Raw genomic sequence first — 16,431 nt, 5'->3', positions numbered from 1 at the left:
GCGGCAGGGACCCTGATGACGACGGGCGAAAGCCCAACCCCGGTCCGGTCGCCTGCCACTGGTCTCCCGGCGGTTCAGGCCGGGAGACCGCCCAAACTCTACCACCTCTTCAGACGAACAACCCCGGCCGCGCGCAAGCGCGCGCCGGGGTCCATTCGTTCCCGGAGCGGGTGTTTGTGGCGCAGACCCCTCCTTGCGTCTTCCCGGACGGCGCGCGAGCGCCGAGCCGGGACCGGGGAGCCCCGGCGGTTGCGGCGTCCTTCGGGAGCGTTGCCGCGAGGCCCTCGGCTCTCCGATCCCGCATCTGCGCTTCGCTGCGTGCGGGATGACGCCGGAGGGGGCTGCGTGTGGGATGACGCTGGAGAAAACGGAGCGCGGGACAGGAGTGGCCGATCGGCAGGCATGAGATGGAAGGCGCTCATCCCACTCACGGCTGTCATGCCTGCGAAGGCAGGTATCCAGTATCCGCCGGGCTGGTGGTGGTGCGACGGCGGAGCTCCAGTCTCGGCGAGGTTCGCTCGCGGCAGCGCCGAGGCTTGAGCCGTGCGACCTGGGGTTACTGGGTCCCGGTTCTGCGCTGCGCTGGACCGGGATGACAGCCGGAGAGTGGGGCGCGCGGGCGTGTTCTCACTGCTGCTCTGGCAGCCAATGGGCACCGGGTCGCGGCTTCGCCTTGCCCGGTGTGACGGCAGAGGGTGGGGCGGGGGCCCCGCCCATCCCAAGCGCCCGCGCGCAGCAGCGGAGGAGCGCGAGGCCGTGCTCCCTCTCAGGATGTCGTCCCGGACGAGGCCGAAGGCCGAAGATCCGGGATCCATTGGCACCCTCGGCAGGTGTGAAGCAGGATGCCCCTCCTTGCGTCTTCCCGGACGGCGCGCGAGCGCCGAGCCGGGACCGGGGAGCCCCGGCGGTCGTGGGGATGGCCGGGAGCGTTGCCGCGAGGCCCTCGGCTCTCCGATCCCGCATCTGCGCTGCGCTGCGTGCGGGATGACGCCGGAGGGGGCTGCGTGTGGGATGACGCTGGAGAAAACGGAGCGCGGGATAGGAGTGGCCGATCGGCAGGCATGAGATGGAAGGCGCTCATCCCACTCACGGCTGTCATACCTGCGAAGGCAGGTATCCAGTATCCGCCGGGCTGGTGGTGGCGTGACGGCGGCAACCCCAGCCTCGGCGAGCCTCGCTCACGGCAGCGCCGAGGCTTGAGCGGTGCGACCTGGGGTTACTGGATCTCGGTCTTCGGCTTCACTGAGACCGGGACGACAGCCGGAGAGTGGGGCGCGCGGGTGCGTTCTCGCCACCGCTCTGGCAGCCAATGGGCACCGGGTCGCGGCTTCGCCTTGCCCGGTGTGACGGCCTGTGGATGGGGCGGGGGCCCCGCCCATCCCAAGCGCCCGCGCGCAGCAGCAGAGGAGCGCGAGGCCGTGCCCCCTCTCAGCATGTCGTCCCGGACGAGGCCGAAGGCCGAAGATCCGGGAACCATTGGTGCCCGCAGCGGGTGTTTGTGGCGCAGACCCCTCCTTGCGTCTTCCCGGACGGCGCGAGCGCCGAGCCGGGACCGGGACGACGGGCGTCACCGCTCCTCGGTCTGCAGACCCTTGAAGATCGCCACGCACATCAGGAGCAGGACGAGCGTGAAGGGCAGGCCGGTGGAGATGACCATGGCCTGCAGGGCGCCGAGCCCGCCGCCGATCAGCAGCACGATGGCCACCAGCCCCTCGAAGGTGCACCAGAACACCCGCTGCGGCACCGGCGCGTCGACCTTGCCGCCGGCGGTGATCGTGTCGATCACCAGCGAGCCCGAATCGGACGAGGTGACGAAGAACACGATGACCAGCACGATGCCGATGGTCGAGGTGATGGAGGCGAGCGGCAGGCCCTCGAGCATCGCGAAGAGCGACAGTTCCGGGCTGTAGCTGTCGATCACGTTGGCCTTGACCGCGCTGGTCGCCGGGTCGGAGAGGACCTGGTCGATGGCGACGCCGCCGAACACCGCCATCCACAGCACGCAGACCAGCGAGGGGATCAGCAGCACGCAGGTGATGAACTCGCGCACCGTGCGGCCGCGGCTGACCCGGGCGATGAACATGCCGACAAAGGGCGACCAGGAGATCCACCAGGCCCAGTAGAAGGCCGTCCAGCCCTGGCGGTAGTCGTCGTCGGTGCGGCCGATCGGGTTCGACAGGCCGCCGAGATCGGCGCCATAGGCAAGGAGGCCGGTGACAAAGTCGCCAAGGATCGCGAGCGTCGGGCCGGCCAGCAGCACGAACAGCAGCAGCGCGGCGGCGATCACCATGTTGATCTCCGACAGGACCTTGACGCCGCCATCGAGCCCGCGCAGCACCGAGACCAGCGCGATCGAGGTGATGGCGATGATCAGGATCACCTGCACGGTGAGTGTGTTGGGGATGCCGTAGACGTGCTCCAGGCCGGCATTGGCCTGCTGGGCGCCGAGGCCGAGCGAGGTGGCAAGGCCGAACAGCGTCGCGAAGACCGCCAGCGTGTCGATGACATGGCCGGTCCAGCCCCAGACCCGCTCGCCGAAGATCGGATAGAAGGCTGAGCGGATCGACAGCGGCAGGCCCTTGTTGAAGCTGAACAGCGCCAGCGCCAGCGCCACAACGGCGTAGATCGCCCAGGGGTGCAGGCCCCAGTGATAGATGGTCGCGGCAAGGCCCATCTGCTTGGCCGCCTCGACGTTCTCCGGGATGATCGAGCCGTCGGCCGCAAACGGCGAGGGCACGCCGAGCGGCGACGAGATGGCCATGTGGTAGACCGGCTCGAGCACGCCGAAGAACATCAGGCCGATGCCCATGCCGGCGGCGAACAGCATCGCGAACCAGCCGGCATAGCTGTAATCGGGGCTGGCTTCCTTGCCGCCGAGCCGGACGCTGCCCCAGGGGCTGACGATCAGGAACAGGCAGAACAGCACGAAGACATTGGCCGCGCTCAGGAAGAACCAGTCGAAGGTGCTGGTCAGCGCCGGCCGCAGCCAGCCGAAGAACGAGGCCGCCTGCTCGGGCGCGGCAAGCGCATAGACGACGAAAGCGACGACGGACAGGCCGGAAATCACGAAGACCGGATTGTGGATGTCGAAGCCGAAGGGCCCGAGCTGGCCTTCCAGATTGTCCTGGCCGATCTCGAAATCGGTGTCGATGATGTCGGATGCGCCTTCCGGTTCGGGAATGCCGGTGGCGCCTGTCTGGTCGGTCATGGTGTGTTCCTGTCGTTGCGGCACGGCCGATCCGCGACGGAAGCCGCTTGCCGGACATGCCTGACGTCTTGCGGGCCTTGCGACCCGTTCGGATTGTATCTGCGAGCGACCACACCAAGGGGTGTCCGGTGCGACCTGATCCGGCTTGCCGGCGACATCGCACACAGGCCTGGCTCGCATCCGCACAGAACCGCGCGTCCGGCAGGGGACCACGGATCCGGCCGCGGCCGGCATGCGGGGCTGCGAAGCAGCCGCCCGGACGATCCGGGCGAACGAAAGGGGCTGGACGATCCGGATCCATCCGGACCTCGCCTTGCCCCGAAGGACGGAACCGAGCATGCAGCGCATGTCCGGTCGACGGGCGACAATGTGGCATATTTGCGGCGAACGCGCAAATAGCAATGTATTTCAAGTTGTTATCCGTGTATTTTGGATTCGTTTGACGCGCCCGCCGGGCCGCCGGCTCTTGACTTGGCCGCCCCGGCATCGTCAGGAAGAACGGACAGGGGGCCGCGCGGGTGCGGCCGCGAAACGGGACGCAGCACCGCGTGCAGACGATCGACACTTCCACGCCCCGCGTCCGCGACCCGCTTGCCGGGCGCGACATCGCTCTCGTCATCTTCGACTGCGACGGCGTGCTGGTCGACAGCGAACCGATCAGCGAGCGGGTGCTGCTGGCCGCGCTCAAGGAGGCCGGCGTTGCCGTCGACCACGCCTATTTCAAGGCGCATTTCCTCGGCCGCAGCTTTCCGCGCGTTGCCCAGAGCATCCGCGACGACTTCCGTGTCGCCCTGCCGGAGAGCTTCGAGAGCGACTATCGGGAGCGGCTGCTTCTCGCCTTCGAAGCGGAGCTGAAGCCGGTCGCCGGCGTGGTCGAGGTGCTCGACCGGCTGGCGGTCGCCGCCTGCGTCGCCACCAGCAGCAGCCCGCCGCGGGCGCGCCGCTCGCTGCAGCTCGCCGGGCTCGACCGCTATTTCGGCGAGGCCGTGTTCACCGCCTCGCAGGTGGCGCGCGGCAAGCCGGCGCCGGATCTCTTCCTGCATGCGGCGGCCGAGTGCGGCGTCGCGCCCGAGCGCTGCCTCGTCATCGAGGACAGCCTGCCGGGGCTGGAGGCGGCGCGCGCGGCCAGGATGGCGGTGTGGCACTTCGTCGGCGGCAGCCATCTGGACGCAGGCGATGCCGCGCCCGGCGAGCCGCCGCTGCCGGTGTTCGACCGGTGGAGCGCGTTTTTCGAGATGGCGCCGGCGCTCAGGCGGGCAACGGCGCCGCAGCCGGCCGGGCAGGGGAGCTGAGGCGAATGGCGGGCAAGGGCGATGCGGATGTCAGCCGCCTCGACGAGGCGGCGCGGGCCGGCTGGCTCTACTATGTCGCCGGCAACACCCAGGACGAGATCGCCCGCAAGCTCGGCGTCTCGCGCCAGTCGGCGCAGCGCCTCGTCTCGCTGGCGGTGAGCGAGCGGCTGATCAAGGTGCGGCTCGACCACCCGATCGCCCGCTGCATGGAACTGGCCGCCAATCTCGCCGACCGCTTCGCCCTGCGCATCTGCGAGGTGGTGCCGAGCGATCCGGCAACGCCCGCCTCCATCGTCGGCATCGCCCAGGCGGCGGCGGCGGAGATGGAGCGGCACCTGAAGTCGAGCGCGCCGAAGATCATCGCCTTCGGCACCGGCCGGGCGCTGCGCGCCTCGGTCGACCAGTTGCCGACCATGGACTGCCCGCAGCACAAGGTGGTCTCGCTGCTCGGCAACATGATGTCGGACGGCTCGGCCTCGGCCTATAACGTCATCATCCGCATGGCCGACCGGGTCAACGCCCGCCACTATCCGATGCCGCTGCCGGTCTTCGCCCGATCGAGAGCCGAGCGGGCGCTGCTGCACAACCAGGAGCCGGTGCACAACATCCTGGAACTGGTCAAGGACGCGGACGTGACCTTTGTCGGCGTCGGCAATATGGGCGAGAGCGCGCCGCTCTTCGTCGACGGCTTCATCAGCCGCGACGAGATGGCGGCGCTGACGGCGGCCGGCGCCGTCGGCGAGATCACCAGTTGGGTCTATGACCGGGGCGGCGCGCTGATCGAGGGCCTGACCAACGATCTCGTCGCCAGCGCCCCGCTCGGCAAGGCGCGCGACAAGCCGGTGATCGGCATCGCCGCCGGCGAGGCCAAGGTCGAGGCGATCCTCGGCGCGCTGCGCGGCGAATTGCTGAACGGGCTGATCACCAACGAACTGACCGCCGAGCGCCTGCTGGTGCGCTGACGGCACCGCCCGCCCGTCTCTCCCTGACAGATCCGAAGCCTGCTCGGCCGCGGTTGCAGCGCGCGAAGGGCTTCGCGCGCATCCTGTGCCGCCGCGGAAGCGGATTTCAACATCCTGTGAAATAAAGATTTTTTGCGGCGCAGCAACGAAAGTTGGCGCGGGAAGCGCCGCGCCTGCTTGACGGCTCCTGCCCATTTTGTGAGTATTTGCCCGCAATCATAGCAAATGCCCATGAGGCATCTGGGAGGAGTTCATGACCACATTCATCCGCGCCCTGCTGGGCGCGACGGCCATTTCGCTCGCCGTCTCGCCGGCGCTGGCCGAGAAGCTGACCATCGCCACGGTCAACAATGGCGACATGATCCGGATGCAGCGGCTGACGGACGATTTCGCCGCCAAGCATCCGGGCATCGAGCTGGAATGGGTGGTGCTGGAGGAGAACGTGCTGCGCCAGCGCGTCACCACCGACATCGCCACCAAGGGCGGCCAGTACGACGTGATGACCATCGGCACCTATGAGGCGCCGATCTGGGCAAAGCAGGGCTGGCTGGTCGCGCTCGACGATCTCGGCGCCGATTACGATGTCGACGACCTGCTGCCGGCGATCCGCGGCGGCCTGACCGTCGACGGCAACCTCTATGCCGCGCCGTTCTACGGCGAGAGCTCGATGGTGATGTATCGCCAGGACCTGATGGAGAAGGCCGGGCTGACCATGCCGGACGCCCCGACCTGGGACTTCATCAAGCAGGCCGCCGCGGCGATGACCGACAAGGGCAATGAGGTCTACGGCATCTGCCTGCGCGGCAAGGCCGGCTGGGGCGAGAACATGGCCTTCCTCAGCGCCATGGCCAATTCCTACGGCGCGCGCTGGTTCGACATGGACTGGAAGCCGCAATTCGACAGCGAGGCCTGGAAGGCGACGCTCGCCGACTATCTGGAGCTGATGAACAATTACGGGCCTCCGGGCGCCTCCAGCAACGGCTTCAACGAGAACCTGGCGCTGTTCCAGACCGGCAAGTGCGGCATGTGGATCGACGCCACCGTCGCCGCGTCCTTCGTGACCAATCCGAACGACAGCCAGGTCGCCGAGCAGGTCGGCTTCGCGCTCGCCCCCGACAACGGGCTCGGCAAGCGCGGCAACTGGCTGTGGGCCTGGAACCTGGCGATTCCGGCAGGCTCGCAGAAGACCGAGGCGGCCAAGACCTTCATCGGCTGGGCGACCTCCAAGGACTATCTGGAACTGGTCGCCTCCAAGGAAGGCTGGGCCAACGTGCCGCCGGGCACCCGCACCTCGCTCTATGAGAACGCGAACTACCTGGAGGCCGCGCCCTTCGCCAAGATGACGCTGGACAGCATCAACGCCGCCGACCCGCAGCAGCCGACCGTCGACGAGGTGCCGTATGTCGGCGTGCAGTTCGTCGCGATCCCCGAGTTCCAGGGCATCGGCACGGCCGTCGGCCAGCAGTTCGCCGCCGCCCTTGCCGGATCGGTCTCGGCCGAACAGGCGCTGCAGAACGCCCAGCAGGCGACCGAGCGCACCATGCGCCGGGCCGGCTACATCAAGTAAGCCTGCGCCAAGGACGAGGACCGGCGCGCGCATGCGGGCCGGTCCGCCTTTCCCAAGACCCGACCACCTGACCCGGGGCTGAACCGATGGCTACCGCCCATTCGCGTGCCGCCGCGCGCGTGATGATCTCGCCGGCCGTGATCCTGCTGCTCGGCTGGATGATCATCCCGCTGTCGATGACGGTCTACTTCTCCTTCCTCAGCTACAACCTCTTGATGCCGGGGATGGAGGAGTTCATCGGCTTCGGCAATTACGAGTTCTTCCTCTCCGATCCCGCCTTCACCGAGGCGCTGGTCAACACCTTGCTGCTGGTCGGCGGGGTGCTGGTCATCACCATCGTCGGCGGCGTTGGCCTTGCCCTGCTGCTCGACCAGCCGATGTGGGGGCAGGGGATCGTCCGGGTGCTGGTGATCGCGCCGTTCTTCGTCATGCCGACCGTCTCCGCCTTGGTGTGGAAGAACATGTTCATGAACCCGGTCAACGGGCTCTTCGCGCATCTGGCCAAGGCGCTGGGGCTGCCGCCCTTCGACTTTCTCGCCCATGCTCCGCTCGCCTCGATCATCCTGATCGTCGCCTGGCAGTGGCTGCCCTTCGCGACATTGATCCTGCTGACCGCGCTGCAGTCGCTCGACAAGGAGCAGCTTGAGGCGGCGGAAATGGACGGGGCGAGCGCGCTCGACCGCTTCCGCTTCATCGTGCTGCCGCACATGTCGCGGGCGATCACCGTGGTGATCCTGATCCAGACCATCTTCCTGCTGTCGGTCTTCGCCGAGATCCTGGTGACCACCAATGGCGGGCCGGGCTACGCCTCGACCAACATCACCTATCTCGTCTACGCCCAGTCGCTGCTGCAGTTCGACGTGGGCGGCGGCTCCGCCGGCGGCATTGTCGCCGTGATCCTCGCCAACATCGTCGCGATCTTCCTGATGCGGATGATCGGCAAGAACCTGGAGGCCTGACCATGGCGCGTCGAGCCACCGGCACCCGCAAGATCGTCGTGACCGCCATCGCCTGGAGCGTGGGGCTCGCGATCTTCTTCCCGATCCTCTGGACGATCCTGACCAGCTTCAAGACCGAGGCGGAGGCCATCGCCTCGCCGCCCTCTCTGTTCGCCTTCCGCTGGACGCTGGAAAACTATGTCGAGGTCAACGCGCGCTCCGACTACTTCCTGCATTTCATGAATTCGGTGGTGATCTCGCTGGGCTCGACCCTGCTCGGCCTCCTGATCGCCATTCCCGCCGCCTGGTCGATGGCCTTCGTGCCGGCGAGGCGCACCAAGGACATCTTGATGTGGATGCTCTCCACCAAGATGCTGCCGCCGGTCGGCGTCTTGGTGCCGATCTACCTGATCTTCCGCGACTTCGGCCTGCTCGACACCCGCATCGGCCTGATCGTGGTGCTGACCCTGATCAACCTGCCGATCATCGTCTGGATGCTGTTCACCTATTTCAAGGAGATCCCCGGCGAGATCCTGGAGGCGGCGCGCATGGACGGGGCCTCCTTGTGGGACGAGGTGGTGCATGTGCTGACGCCGATGGCGGTGCCGGGCATCGCCTCGACGCTGCTGCTCAACATCATCCTGGCGTGGAACGAGGCCTTCTGGACGCTGAACCTGACGGCGGCGAAGGCCGCGCCCCTGACCGCCTTCATCGCCAGCTATTCGAGCCCGGAAGGGCTGTTCTACGCCAAGCTGTCCGCCGCCTCGACGCTCGCCATCGCGCCGATCCTGATCCTCGGCTGGTTCAGCCAGAAGCAGTTGGTGCGCGGCCTCACCTTCGGCGCAGTCAAGTAAGGACCCGAACGATGGGCAGGATTACCCTTTCCAAGGTGACCAAGAGCTTCGGCGACGTGGCGGTGATCCCGCCGCTGGACCTTCAGATCGAGGACGGCGAGTTCGTCGTCTTCGTCGGGCCCTCCGGCTGCGGCAAGTCGACCCTCTTGCGGCTGATCGCCGGGCTGGAAGACGTCACGTCCGGCGAGATCATCATCGACGGTAAGCCCGCGACCGACCTGCCGCCGGCGCGGCGACGGCTCGCGATGGTGTTCCAGTCCTACGCGCTCTATCCGCATATGAGCGTGCGCAAGAACATCGCCTTCCCGCTGAAGATGGCGAAGATGGACCCGGCCGAGCAGGAGCGGCGGGTGCTGGCGGCGGCGAAGACGCTGAACCTCACCGACTATCTCGACCGGCGGCCGGGGCAGCTTTCCGGCGGCCAGCGCCAGCGCGTCGCCATCGGCCGCGCCATCGTCCGCGAGCCCGAGGCCTTCTTGTTCGACGAGCCGCTGTCCAACCTCGACGCGGCCCTGCGCGTCAACATGCGGCTGGAAATCTCCGAACTGCACCAGTCGCTGAAGACGACGATGATCTATGTCACCCACGACCAGGTCGAGGCGATGACCATGGCCGACAAGATCGTGGTGCTGCGGGCCGGCCATATCGAGCAGGTCGGTTCGCCGCTGGAGCTCTACCGCAACCCGGCCAATCTCTTCGTCGCCTGCTTCATCGGCTCGCCGAAGATGAACGTGATCACCGGCGCGGCGGCCGCCGAACACGGCGCCCACACGATCGGCATCCGCCCCGAGCACCTCGCGATCACCGAGAGCGGCGGGCTCTGGCGCGGCCGGGTCGGCGTTGCCGAGCATCTGGGCTCCGACACGTTCCTGCATGTGCATGTGGACGGGCAGGACCCGCTGACCGTACGGGTGGCCGGCGAGGCGGCCTGGCGCCACGGTGACGAGGTGGCGCTCGCGCCGCTTCCCGAACACCTGCACCGCTTCGACGCCAACGGGCTGGCGCTGCGATGAGACGGCTGGAAGGACGCAGCGCCCTGATCACCGGCGCGGCGCGCGGCATCGGCCGCGCCTTTGGCGAAGCCTATGCCCGCGAGGGCGCCAGGGTCGCCATCGCCGACATCAACCTCGACGGCGCGCGGCAGGCGGCCGAGGCGATCGGCAACGGCGCGATGGCCGTGCATCTCGACGTCGCCGACCAGGCCTCCATCGCGCGCGCGGTGGCGGAAGTCGACGCGGCGCTCGGCGGCATCGACATCCTGGTCAACAACGCCGCGCTGTTCGACCTGGCGCCGATCGTCGAGATCACCCGCGAGAGCTTCGACCGGCTGATCTCGGTCAATGTGGCCGGCTGCCTGTTCACCATGCAGGCGGTGGCGCGGGCGATGATCGCGCGTGGGCGCGGCGGCAAGATCATCAACATGGCGAGCCAGGCCGGGCGGCGCGGCGAGCCCTTGGTCGCCGTCTACTGCGCCACCAAGGCGGCGGTGATCAGCCTGACCCAGTCGGCGGGGCTCGACCTGATCCGCCACCGCATCAACGTCAATGCCATCGCGCCCGGCGTCGTCGACGGCGAGCACTGGGACGGGGTCGACGCGCTTTTCGCCAAATACGAGGGCCGGGCGCAGGGCGAGAAGAAGCGCCTGGTCGGCGCGGCCGTGCCCTTCGGGCGGATGGGAACGGCGGAGGACCTGACCGGCATGGCGATCTTCCTCGCCGGGCCGGAGAGCGACTACGTCGTGGCGCAGACCTACAACGTCGATGGCGGCAACTGGATGAGCTGAGCCGGCAAACGGATGACGAGATCGATGAGCGAACGAGCATCGCCGCGCGCCCTCCCGCGCGCCGGCACCAGAGAGCATGACCCTGAGGCCCCCGTGACTGAAGCGACCAGCAGCCTGTCCCTATCGACCCTGTCCCGGATTGCCGGAGCGGATGTGCCGGCCTATGCCCGCGAAGACCTTTCGGCCGGCATCGTGCACTTGGGCGTCGGCAACTTCCACCGGGCGCATCAGATCGTCTATCTCGACCGCCTGTTCAACCGCGGCCTCGACCACGACTTCGCGGTGATCGGCGCCGGCGTCAAACCGCATGACGCGGCGATGCGCGCGCGGCTGCAGCGCCAGGACTGGCTCTCCACCGTGGTCGAGCTCGACCCCGGCGGGCTGACGGCGCGCGTCACCGGCGCGATGATCGACTTCGCGGAAGTGGACTCGGCCGCCATCGTCGCCGTGCTGGAGCGGCCCGAAATCCGCATCGTCTCGCTGACGATCACGGAAGGCGGCTATTATGTCGACGCGACCACCGGCGGTTTCGATGCCACCCATCCGGAGATGGTCACTGATGCGGCAAACCCGGACGCGCCGGCGACGGTGTTCGGCATCCTGCTGAAGGCGCTGCGCCGCCGCCGGGCCGCCTGCACCGTGCCCTTCACCGTCATGTCCTGCGACAACCTGCCGGAGAACGGCCGTGTCGCCCGCGCCACCCTGCTCGGCCTTGCCCGGATGAGCGATGCGGAGCTTGCCGACTGGGTGGCTGAGACCGTCGCCTTCCCGAGCAGCATGGTCGACTGCATCACCCCGGCGACCTCGGAGCGCGAGATGGCCCTGCTGCGCGAGCGCTTCGGCATCGAGGATGCGGCGCCCGTCGCTTGCGAGCCGTTCCGCCAATGGGTGATGGAGGATCGCTTTTCCGCCGGCCGGCCGCGGCTGGAGGAGGTGGGCGTCGAGTTCGTCGAGGATGTCGCGCCCTACGAGCTGATGAAGCTGCGGATCCTCAATGGCGGCCATGCGGCGATTGCCTATCCGTCGGCGCTGCTCGGCTACCACTTCGTCCATGACGCGATGGCCGATCCGCTGATCGCCGGCTTCCTGAGAAAGCTCGCTCATGCGGAGATCATCCCGACGGTGCCGCCGATCGCGGGCGTCGACTTCGCCGCCTATTTCGAGTTGGTCGCCGCGCGGTTCTCCAACCCTGAAGTCGGCGATACGATCCCGCGCCTGTGCCTCGACGGCTCGAACCGGCAGCCGAAATTCATCCTGCCGGTGGTGCGGGACCGGCTGGCGGCGGGGGCCGACCTGTCCGGCCTGGCGCTGGAAGTGGCGCTGTGGTGCCGCACGTGCGCCGGGATGGCGCAGGACGGCAGTCCCATCGAGATCGCCGACGAGCGCGCCGCCGAACTGACCCGGCGGGCGCTGGAAGCGCGCGAGACGCCGCAGGTCTTCCTCGAGTTCACGCCGGTCTTCGGCGATCTCGGCCGCGAGCGGCCCTTTGCCGATGCCTTTGCGCGCGACCTCGGCGCGCTGTGGGCGGAGGGCGTGCGACCCGTGCTTTCCCGCTATGTCGAGGCGGGCGGGGCAGGGGACTGAGACGCACGGCATCCGCCCGAACCGGCGGCGCGGCGGGGCACCTCCCTCCGCCGCGCCGTCCGTGCCTTGCCGCGGTTCCGGCGCGGTTTTCCGGGCATTTCCCGTGGTGCGACAGGTGGGGCACTCGACCCCGCCGCCGGTTCGTGCTTGTCTCTGCGCCTCGAATAAACCGGCAAGGGAGGGGTGCCTTGGGCATTCAGGACGTTTCGGGGCTGAAGGCCCTGCTTTTCGATCTCGACGGCACGCTGGTCGACAGCGTTCCCGACATCGCGGCGGCGACCAACCTGCTGCTGGACAGCGAGGGCCACGCGGCGCTGGAGGTCGACGAGGTGCGCCGGATGATCGGCCACGGCATCCCCAAGCTGGTGGAGCGGGCGCTGGCCGCGCGCGGCCGGACGCTGGACGCTGAGGCGCTGGCGATGCTGGTGGCGCGGATGATGGACTTCTACGGCGACAACCTGACGGGGCGCACGTCGCTGCTGCCCGGCGCGAAGGAGGTGCTGGCGGAGGGCGCGGCGTCCGGGCTCGGCCTTGCCGTCGTCACCAACAAGCCGGAGGGTTTTTCCCGCACGATCCTGGCGCATTTCGGCTTGGACGCCGTGGTGCCGGTGGTGGTCGGCGGCGACACCTGCGCGACGCGCAAGCCGGAGCCGGACATGCTGCTGCATGCGGCGGCCCAGCTCGGGGCGGTGCCGGCGACGACGGTGATGGTGGGCGACAGCGGCGCCGATGTCGCCAGCGCGCGGGCCGCCGGCATGAAGGTGGTGCTGGTGCGCGGCGGCTATGGCGGCGTTGCGGCGGAAGACCTCGGCGCCGACCTCGTCATCGATAGCCTGTCGGATCTCTTCGGCGCGCTGAAGCACCTCGCCGAAACGGCCGACGCCCAGGCGTAAGGCCCGGGCGCCGAGGTCGTCTTTCATTCCGTGCCGGCTGGCGGTGATCCGCCAGCCGTTTGTTACCGCCAGCGGCTCCGCCCCGTCCGCAGCCGCGTCTGGCGCACATAGGTGGCCGAGACCCAACCGCTGTCCTCGCCGTTCATCAGCTCGATCCGGCACCAGGTCTGGCCGCCGACGGCGCGGCAGCCCCGGTCGACCAGCACGTCGCCGTTGGCGACGCGGCCGAGCACCGGGAACTGGGTGCTGGGACCGCCGCGCACGTTGAGCAACCCGTTGGCGCTGAGGCCGGTCACTTCGAAATAGCTCTGGCGCTCCGGCCGGCCCGGCCGGCCGATGTCGGGACCGCCGATATCGGGGCGCGTCGGGCGGTCGGCGATCGGCGGCGCCGGCCGCCCGCTCGCCTCGCGCAGGAAGCTGCCGACGACCCAGCCATTGTCCTCGCCATTGCGCCGCTCGATGCGGCACCAGCGCTCGCCCGCCAGCCGGCCGCAGCCGAGATTGCGCAGCACATCACCATCCGACAGGCGCGCGACGATCGGGTGGCCGGTGCCCGGTCCGCTGCGCACGTTGAGATAGTCGCGCCCGCCGATGCCCGTCACCTGCCAGAAGTCCGGGCCGCCGTCTTCCATGACGATGGTCGGGCTGGTCGGGCTGGTCGGCCGGCCGGGACGGTCGTCGCCGGGACGACCGGGGCGAAGGCTGGCCTCGCGCAGATAGGTGGCCGAGGCCCAGCCGCCATCACGCCCGTTCACCCGCTCGACCTGGCACCAGCGCTGGCCGCTGATCGCGTAGCAGCCGAGATTGCGCAGCACCTCGCCCTCGGCGACGCGCGCGACCACCGGATTGCCGGTGTTGGGGCCGCTGCGGATGTTGAGCGTGTCGCGGGCGCCGACGCCGCTGACCTGCCAGAATTCCGGCTCTCCCGGATTGCGGCCCGGCTCCCGGCCTGGCTCTCGTCCGGGCTGCTGTGGCTGCGGGCGGGTCGCGCTTGGCCGGGTGGAGGCGACGGTGAGCACGAAGCGCGCCCGCTCGTTGCGCGCGACGCCGTCGACGGCAAGCCGCACGCGGATGCGATAGTCGCCGGCCTGGTCGGCGCGGCCGTTATACTTCGCCCCCTGCCGGGCACCGTCGAAGATCTCGCGCCGACCGCCCGGCTCGGCGATGCCCATGTGCAGCGCGCGGCTGGAGGAGGACAGGGCGATGCTGACCTCCTGCCCGGCCAGCACCGGCAGCAGGTATTCGATGAACTCCGCCCCGGTGACCATGCCGGAGACCTGAGTGCCGGGCTCGCCGCGCGGGATCTCGATCAGCTCCGTCCGCATCTCCATGGCGGAGGCCGCCGGGGCAAAGGCCATCGGAGCGGCAAGAGCAATCTCGACCACAAGCGCAGCCGTGGCAAGGGAACGGAAAAGCGGCATGCGTCACATCTCCTGAACGAATCCGCCGGCGGGCGGCGTTGCCAGCAGTGATTGCGCCGCATTGTGTCGAGGTGTTGGCGCGGATTTCAAGTTTCACGGCGAAATGCCGGCGATAGCGGTTTTCGCGCATTGCCCGGCGGCGCCGGACCTCTATCATCGACACGTCGGAGAGGGAGCCGTCCGAGGGAGCCGCGATGCCCGCCTTTGTGCTGATCCTGGCCTATGTGGTGCTGGCGCTGGCGCCGCTGGCCCTGGCCGCCGCCAGCGGGCGGCCGCCGCGCCCGGTGATGGACGAGATCGCCAGCGCCATGGCGATGGTCGCCTTCGCCATCCTCCTGGTCGAATTCGTGCTGTCGGGCCGCTTTCGCAGCATTTCCGGGCGCGTCGGGCTCGACGTCACCATGCGCTTTCACCAGCTTTTCGCCCGCACGGCGCTGGCGCTGGCCCTGCTGCATCCCTTCCTCTACACGCTGCCCTTCGCCCGGCCGCTGCCCTTCGACCCCACCCGCCAGTTGACGCTGACCTTCGCCGCCGAAGGGCTGGTGACCGGGGTGCTGGCCTTCGTGCTGCTGCCCGCCTTCGTCCTGCTGTCGATCGCCCGCGACCGCATCGGCTGGCGCTACGAGACCTGGCGGCTCGCCCATGGTCTCGGCGCGCTGGTCATCGCGCTGCTGGTGCTGATCCATGCCCGCCACGCCGGCCGCTACAGCGCCGACCCGCTGCTCTCCGGCCTGTGGGCGGTGCTGACCGCGATCGCGGCGCTGTCGCTGCTGCATGTCTATGCGGTGAAGCCGCTGCTGGCGCTGCGCCGGCCGTGGCGGGTGACGGGCCTGCGCAAGCTCGCCGAACGGACCTGGGAGGTGGTGCTGAGCCCGAGCGGACATGACGGCATCGCCTACAAGGCCGGCCAGTTCGCCTGGATCCGCATCGGCGCGCCGGCCGTCTCGCTGCGCGAGAACCCGTTCTCCATCGCCTCGGCGCCGGGCGAGGGGCGGGATCTGCGCTTCGTCATCAAGGAACTCGGCGACTTCACCGCAACGCTCAGCGGCATCCCGCTCGGCACCACGGCCTATGTCGACGGGCCGCACGGCAACCTGGTGCTGGAGGGGCGCGGCGGCACGGGCATCGCCTGCATCGCCGGCGGCGTCGGCATCGCACCGATGCTGGGGCTGCTGCGGCAGTTGGAACTCGACGCCGACCCGCGCCCGACGGTGCTGGTCTATGGCAACCGCCATGCCGGCCAGATCGCCTGCGCGGAGGATCTCGCGCGCCTGCGCCGGCAGCACCGCACGCAGGTGGTGCAGGTGCTCTCCGAGCCGCCGGACGACTGGCAGGGCGAGCGCGGCCTGGTCGACGCGGCGCTGATCGCCCGCCTGTTCGCCGAGCCCCGCCACCGCGACTGGCTCTATGTGCTGTGCGGCCCGCCGGCGATGATGGAGACGGTGGAGGCGGCGCTGCTCGGCCTCGGCGTGGCGCCCGGGCGGATCATCAGCGAAAGGTTCCAGCATGACTGAGCCGCGCGCCTCGATACCACGTCCGCGCACCGCCCGCCTGCGCCGGCTCGCCCTGTTCTGGGCGCTCAATGCGGTGCTTGCCGTCGGCATCCTCGCCTTCGCGCTGCGGTAGAGGCGAGCGCCCCGCGGCGGGGATGGCGCCGCCGCTCACCCCGCCCTTGCGCGCCGGTTTCTCGGGAGGGCGCGGGAGGGGGAGGGCGCGGGAGGGCATTCTTTGTATGGGGTTCGCGCGGGCGCGTCTCCGCAACCGCTCTGGCAGCCAATGGGCACCGGATCTCGCGATGCTCGTCCGGGGTTGTTCGTCTGAAGAGGTGGTAGAGTTTGGGCGGTCTCCCGGCCTGAACCGCCGGGAGACCAGTGGCAGGCGACCGGACCGGGGTTGGGCTTTCGCCCGTCGTCATCAGGGTCCCTGCCG

General features: G+C 69.2%; 12 protein-coding genes. 10 read left to right on the top strand and 2 right to left on the bottom strand.

The genetic code is table 11. From position 1 onward, the window contains the following. Positions 1-1,567 precede the first annotated feature (1,567 nt). Positions 1,568-3,208: a BCCT family transporter gene (locus TSB10GB4_RS00445; protein WP_186394119.1), complete on the bottom strand. Its 1,641-nt coding sequence runs from the start codon at positions 3,206-3,208 to the stop codon at positions 1,568-1,570. Between the two features lie 548 nt (positions 3,209-3,756). Between TSB10GB4_RS00445 and TSB10GB4_RS00440 the strand changes: the two genes are divergently transcribed. From TSB10GB4_RS00440 to gph, 9 genes are all read left to right on the top strand, one after another. After that, positions 3,757-4,500, top strand: coding sequence for an HAD family phosphatase (locus TSB10GB4_RS00440; RefSeq protein WP_208984309.1), 744 nt, complete (start codon positions 3,757-3,759; stop codon positions 4,498-4,500). 5 nt (positions 4,501-4,505) lie between these two features. After that, positions 4,506-5,462, top strand: a complete 957-nt coding sequence (locus TSB10GB4_RS00435) for a sugar-binding transcriptional regulator (RefSeq protein ID WP_186394118.1) — start codon at positions 4,506-4,508, stop codon at positions 5,460-5,462. Positions 5,463-5,715: 253 nt separating this feature from the next. Then, complete coding sequence (locus TSB10GB4_RS00430) at positions 5,716-7,029, top strand: sugar ABC transporter substrate-binding protein (RefSeq protein WP_186394117.1); 1,314 nt, start codon at positions 5,716-5,718, stop codon at positions 7,027-7,029. A gap of 86 nt (positions 7,030-7,115) precedes the next feature. Next, the gene (locus TSB10GB4_RS00425) at positions 7,116-7,988 is read left to right on the top strand and encodes a carbohydrate ABC transporter permease (RefSeq protein ID WP_186394116.1); all 873 of its coding nucleotides are present in this window, start codon (positions 7,116-7,118) and stop codon (positions 7,986-7,988) included. Positions 7,989-7,990: 2 nt separating this feature from the next. Continuing rightward, positions 7,991-8,821, top strand: coding sequence for a carbohydrate ABC transporter permease (locus TSB10GB4_RS00420; RefSeq protein ID WP_186394115.1), 831 nt, complete (start codon positions 7,991-7,993; stop codon positions 8,819-8,821). Positions 8,822-8,832: 11 nt separating this feature from the next. After that, positions 8,833-9,834 (top strand): ABC transporter ATP-binding protein, encoded by a 1,002-nt coding sequence (locus TSB10GB4_RS00415; RefSeq protein WP_186394114.1) that lies wholly within the window; start codon positions 8,833-8,835, stop codon positions 9,832-9,834. Next, positions 9,831-10,604, top strand: a complete 774-nt coding sequence (locus TSB10GB4_RS00410; RefSeq protein ID WP_186394113.1) for an L-iditol 2-dehydrogenase — start codon at positions 9,831-9,833, stop codon at positions 10,602-10,604. Before TSB10GB4_RS00415 ends, TSB10GB4_RS00410 begins: the two co-directional genes overlap by 4 nt. Before the next feature lie 93 nt (positions 10,605-10,697). Continuing rightward, positions 10,698-12,188 (top strand): mannitol dehydrogenase family protein, encoded by a 1,491-nt coding sequence (locus TSB10GB4_RS00405; protein ID WP_186394112.1) that lies wholly within the window; start codon positions 10,698-10,700, stop codon positions 12,186-12,188. A gap of 188 nt (positions 12,189-12,376) precedes the next feature. Further along, entirely contained in the window at positions 12,377-13,081 is a 705-nt protein-coding gene (gene gph / locus TSB10GB4_RS00400) for a phosphoglycolate phosphatase (protein WP_186394111.1), read from the top strand. Positions 13,082-13,143: 62 nt separating this feature from the next. On the opposite strand, the gene TSB10GB4_RS00395 is transcribed toward gph, so the two are convergent. Further along, a complete protein-coding gene (locus TSB10GB4_RS00395) occupies positions 13,144-14,502 on the bottom strand; it encodes an SH3 domain-containing protein (protein ID WP_186394110.1) in 1,359 nt (452 codons plus the stop codon). 194 nt (positions 14,503-14,696) lie between these two features. Here TSB10GB4_RS00395 and TSB10GB4_RS00390 point away from each other — a divergent pair, with 194 nt between their 5' ends. Continuing rightward, a complete protein-coding gene (locus TSB10GB4_RS00390; protein WP_186394109.1) occupies positions 14,697-16,016 on the top strand; it encodes a ferric reductase-like transmembrane domain-containing protein in 1,320 nt (439 codons plus the stop codon). Positions 16,017-16,431: the final 415 nt, after the last annotated feature.

The sequence above is a fragment of the Stappia sp. TSB10GB4 genome (genome assembly GCF_900185745.1).
Classification (GTDB): Bacteria; Pseudomonadota; Alphaproteobacteria; order Rhizobiales; family Stappiaceae; genus Stappia.
This window is presented reverse-complemented; position numbering and strand designations above follow the sequence as displayed.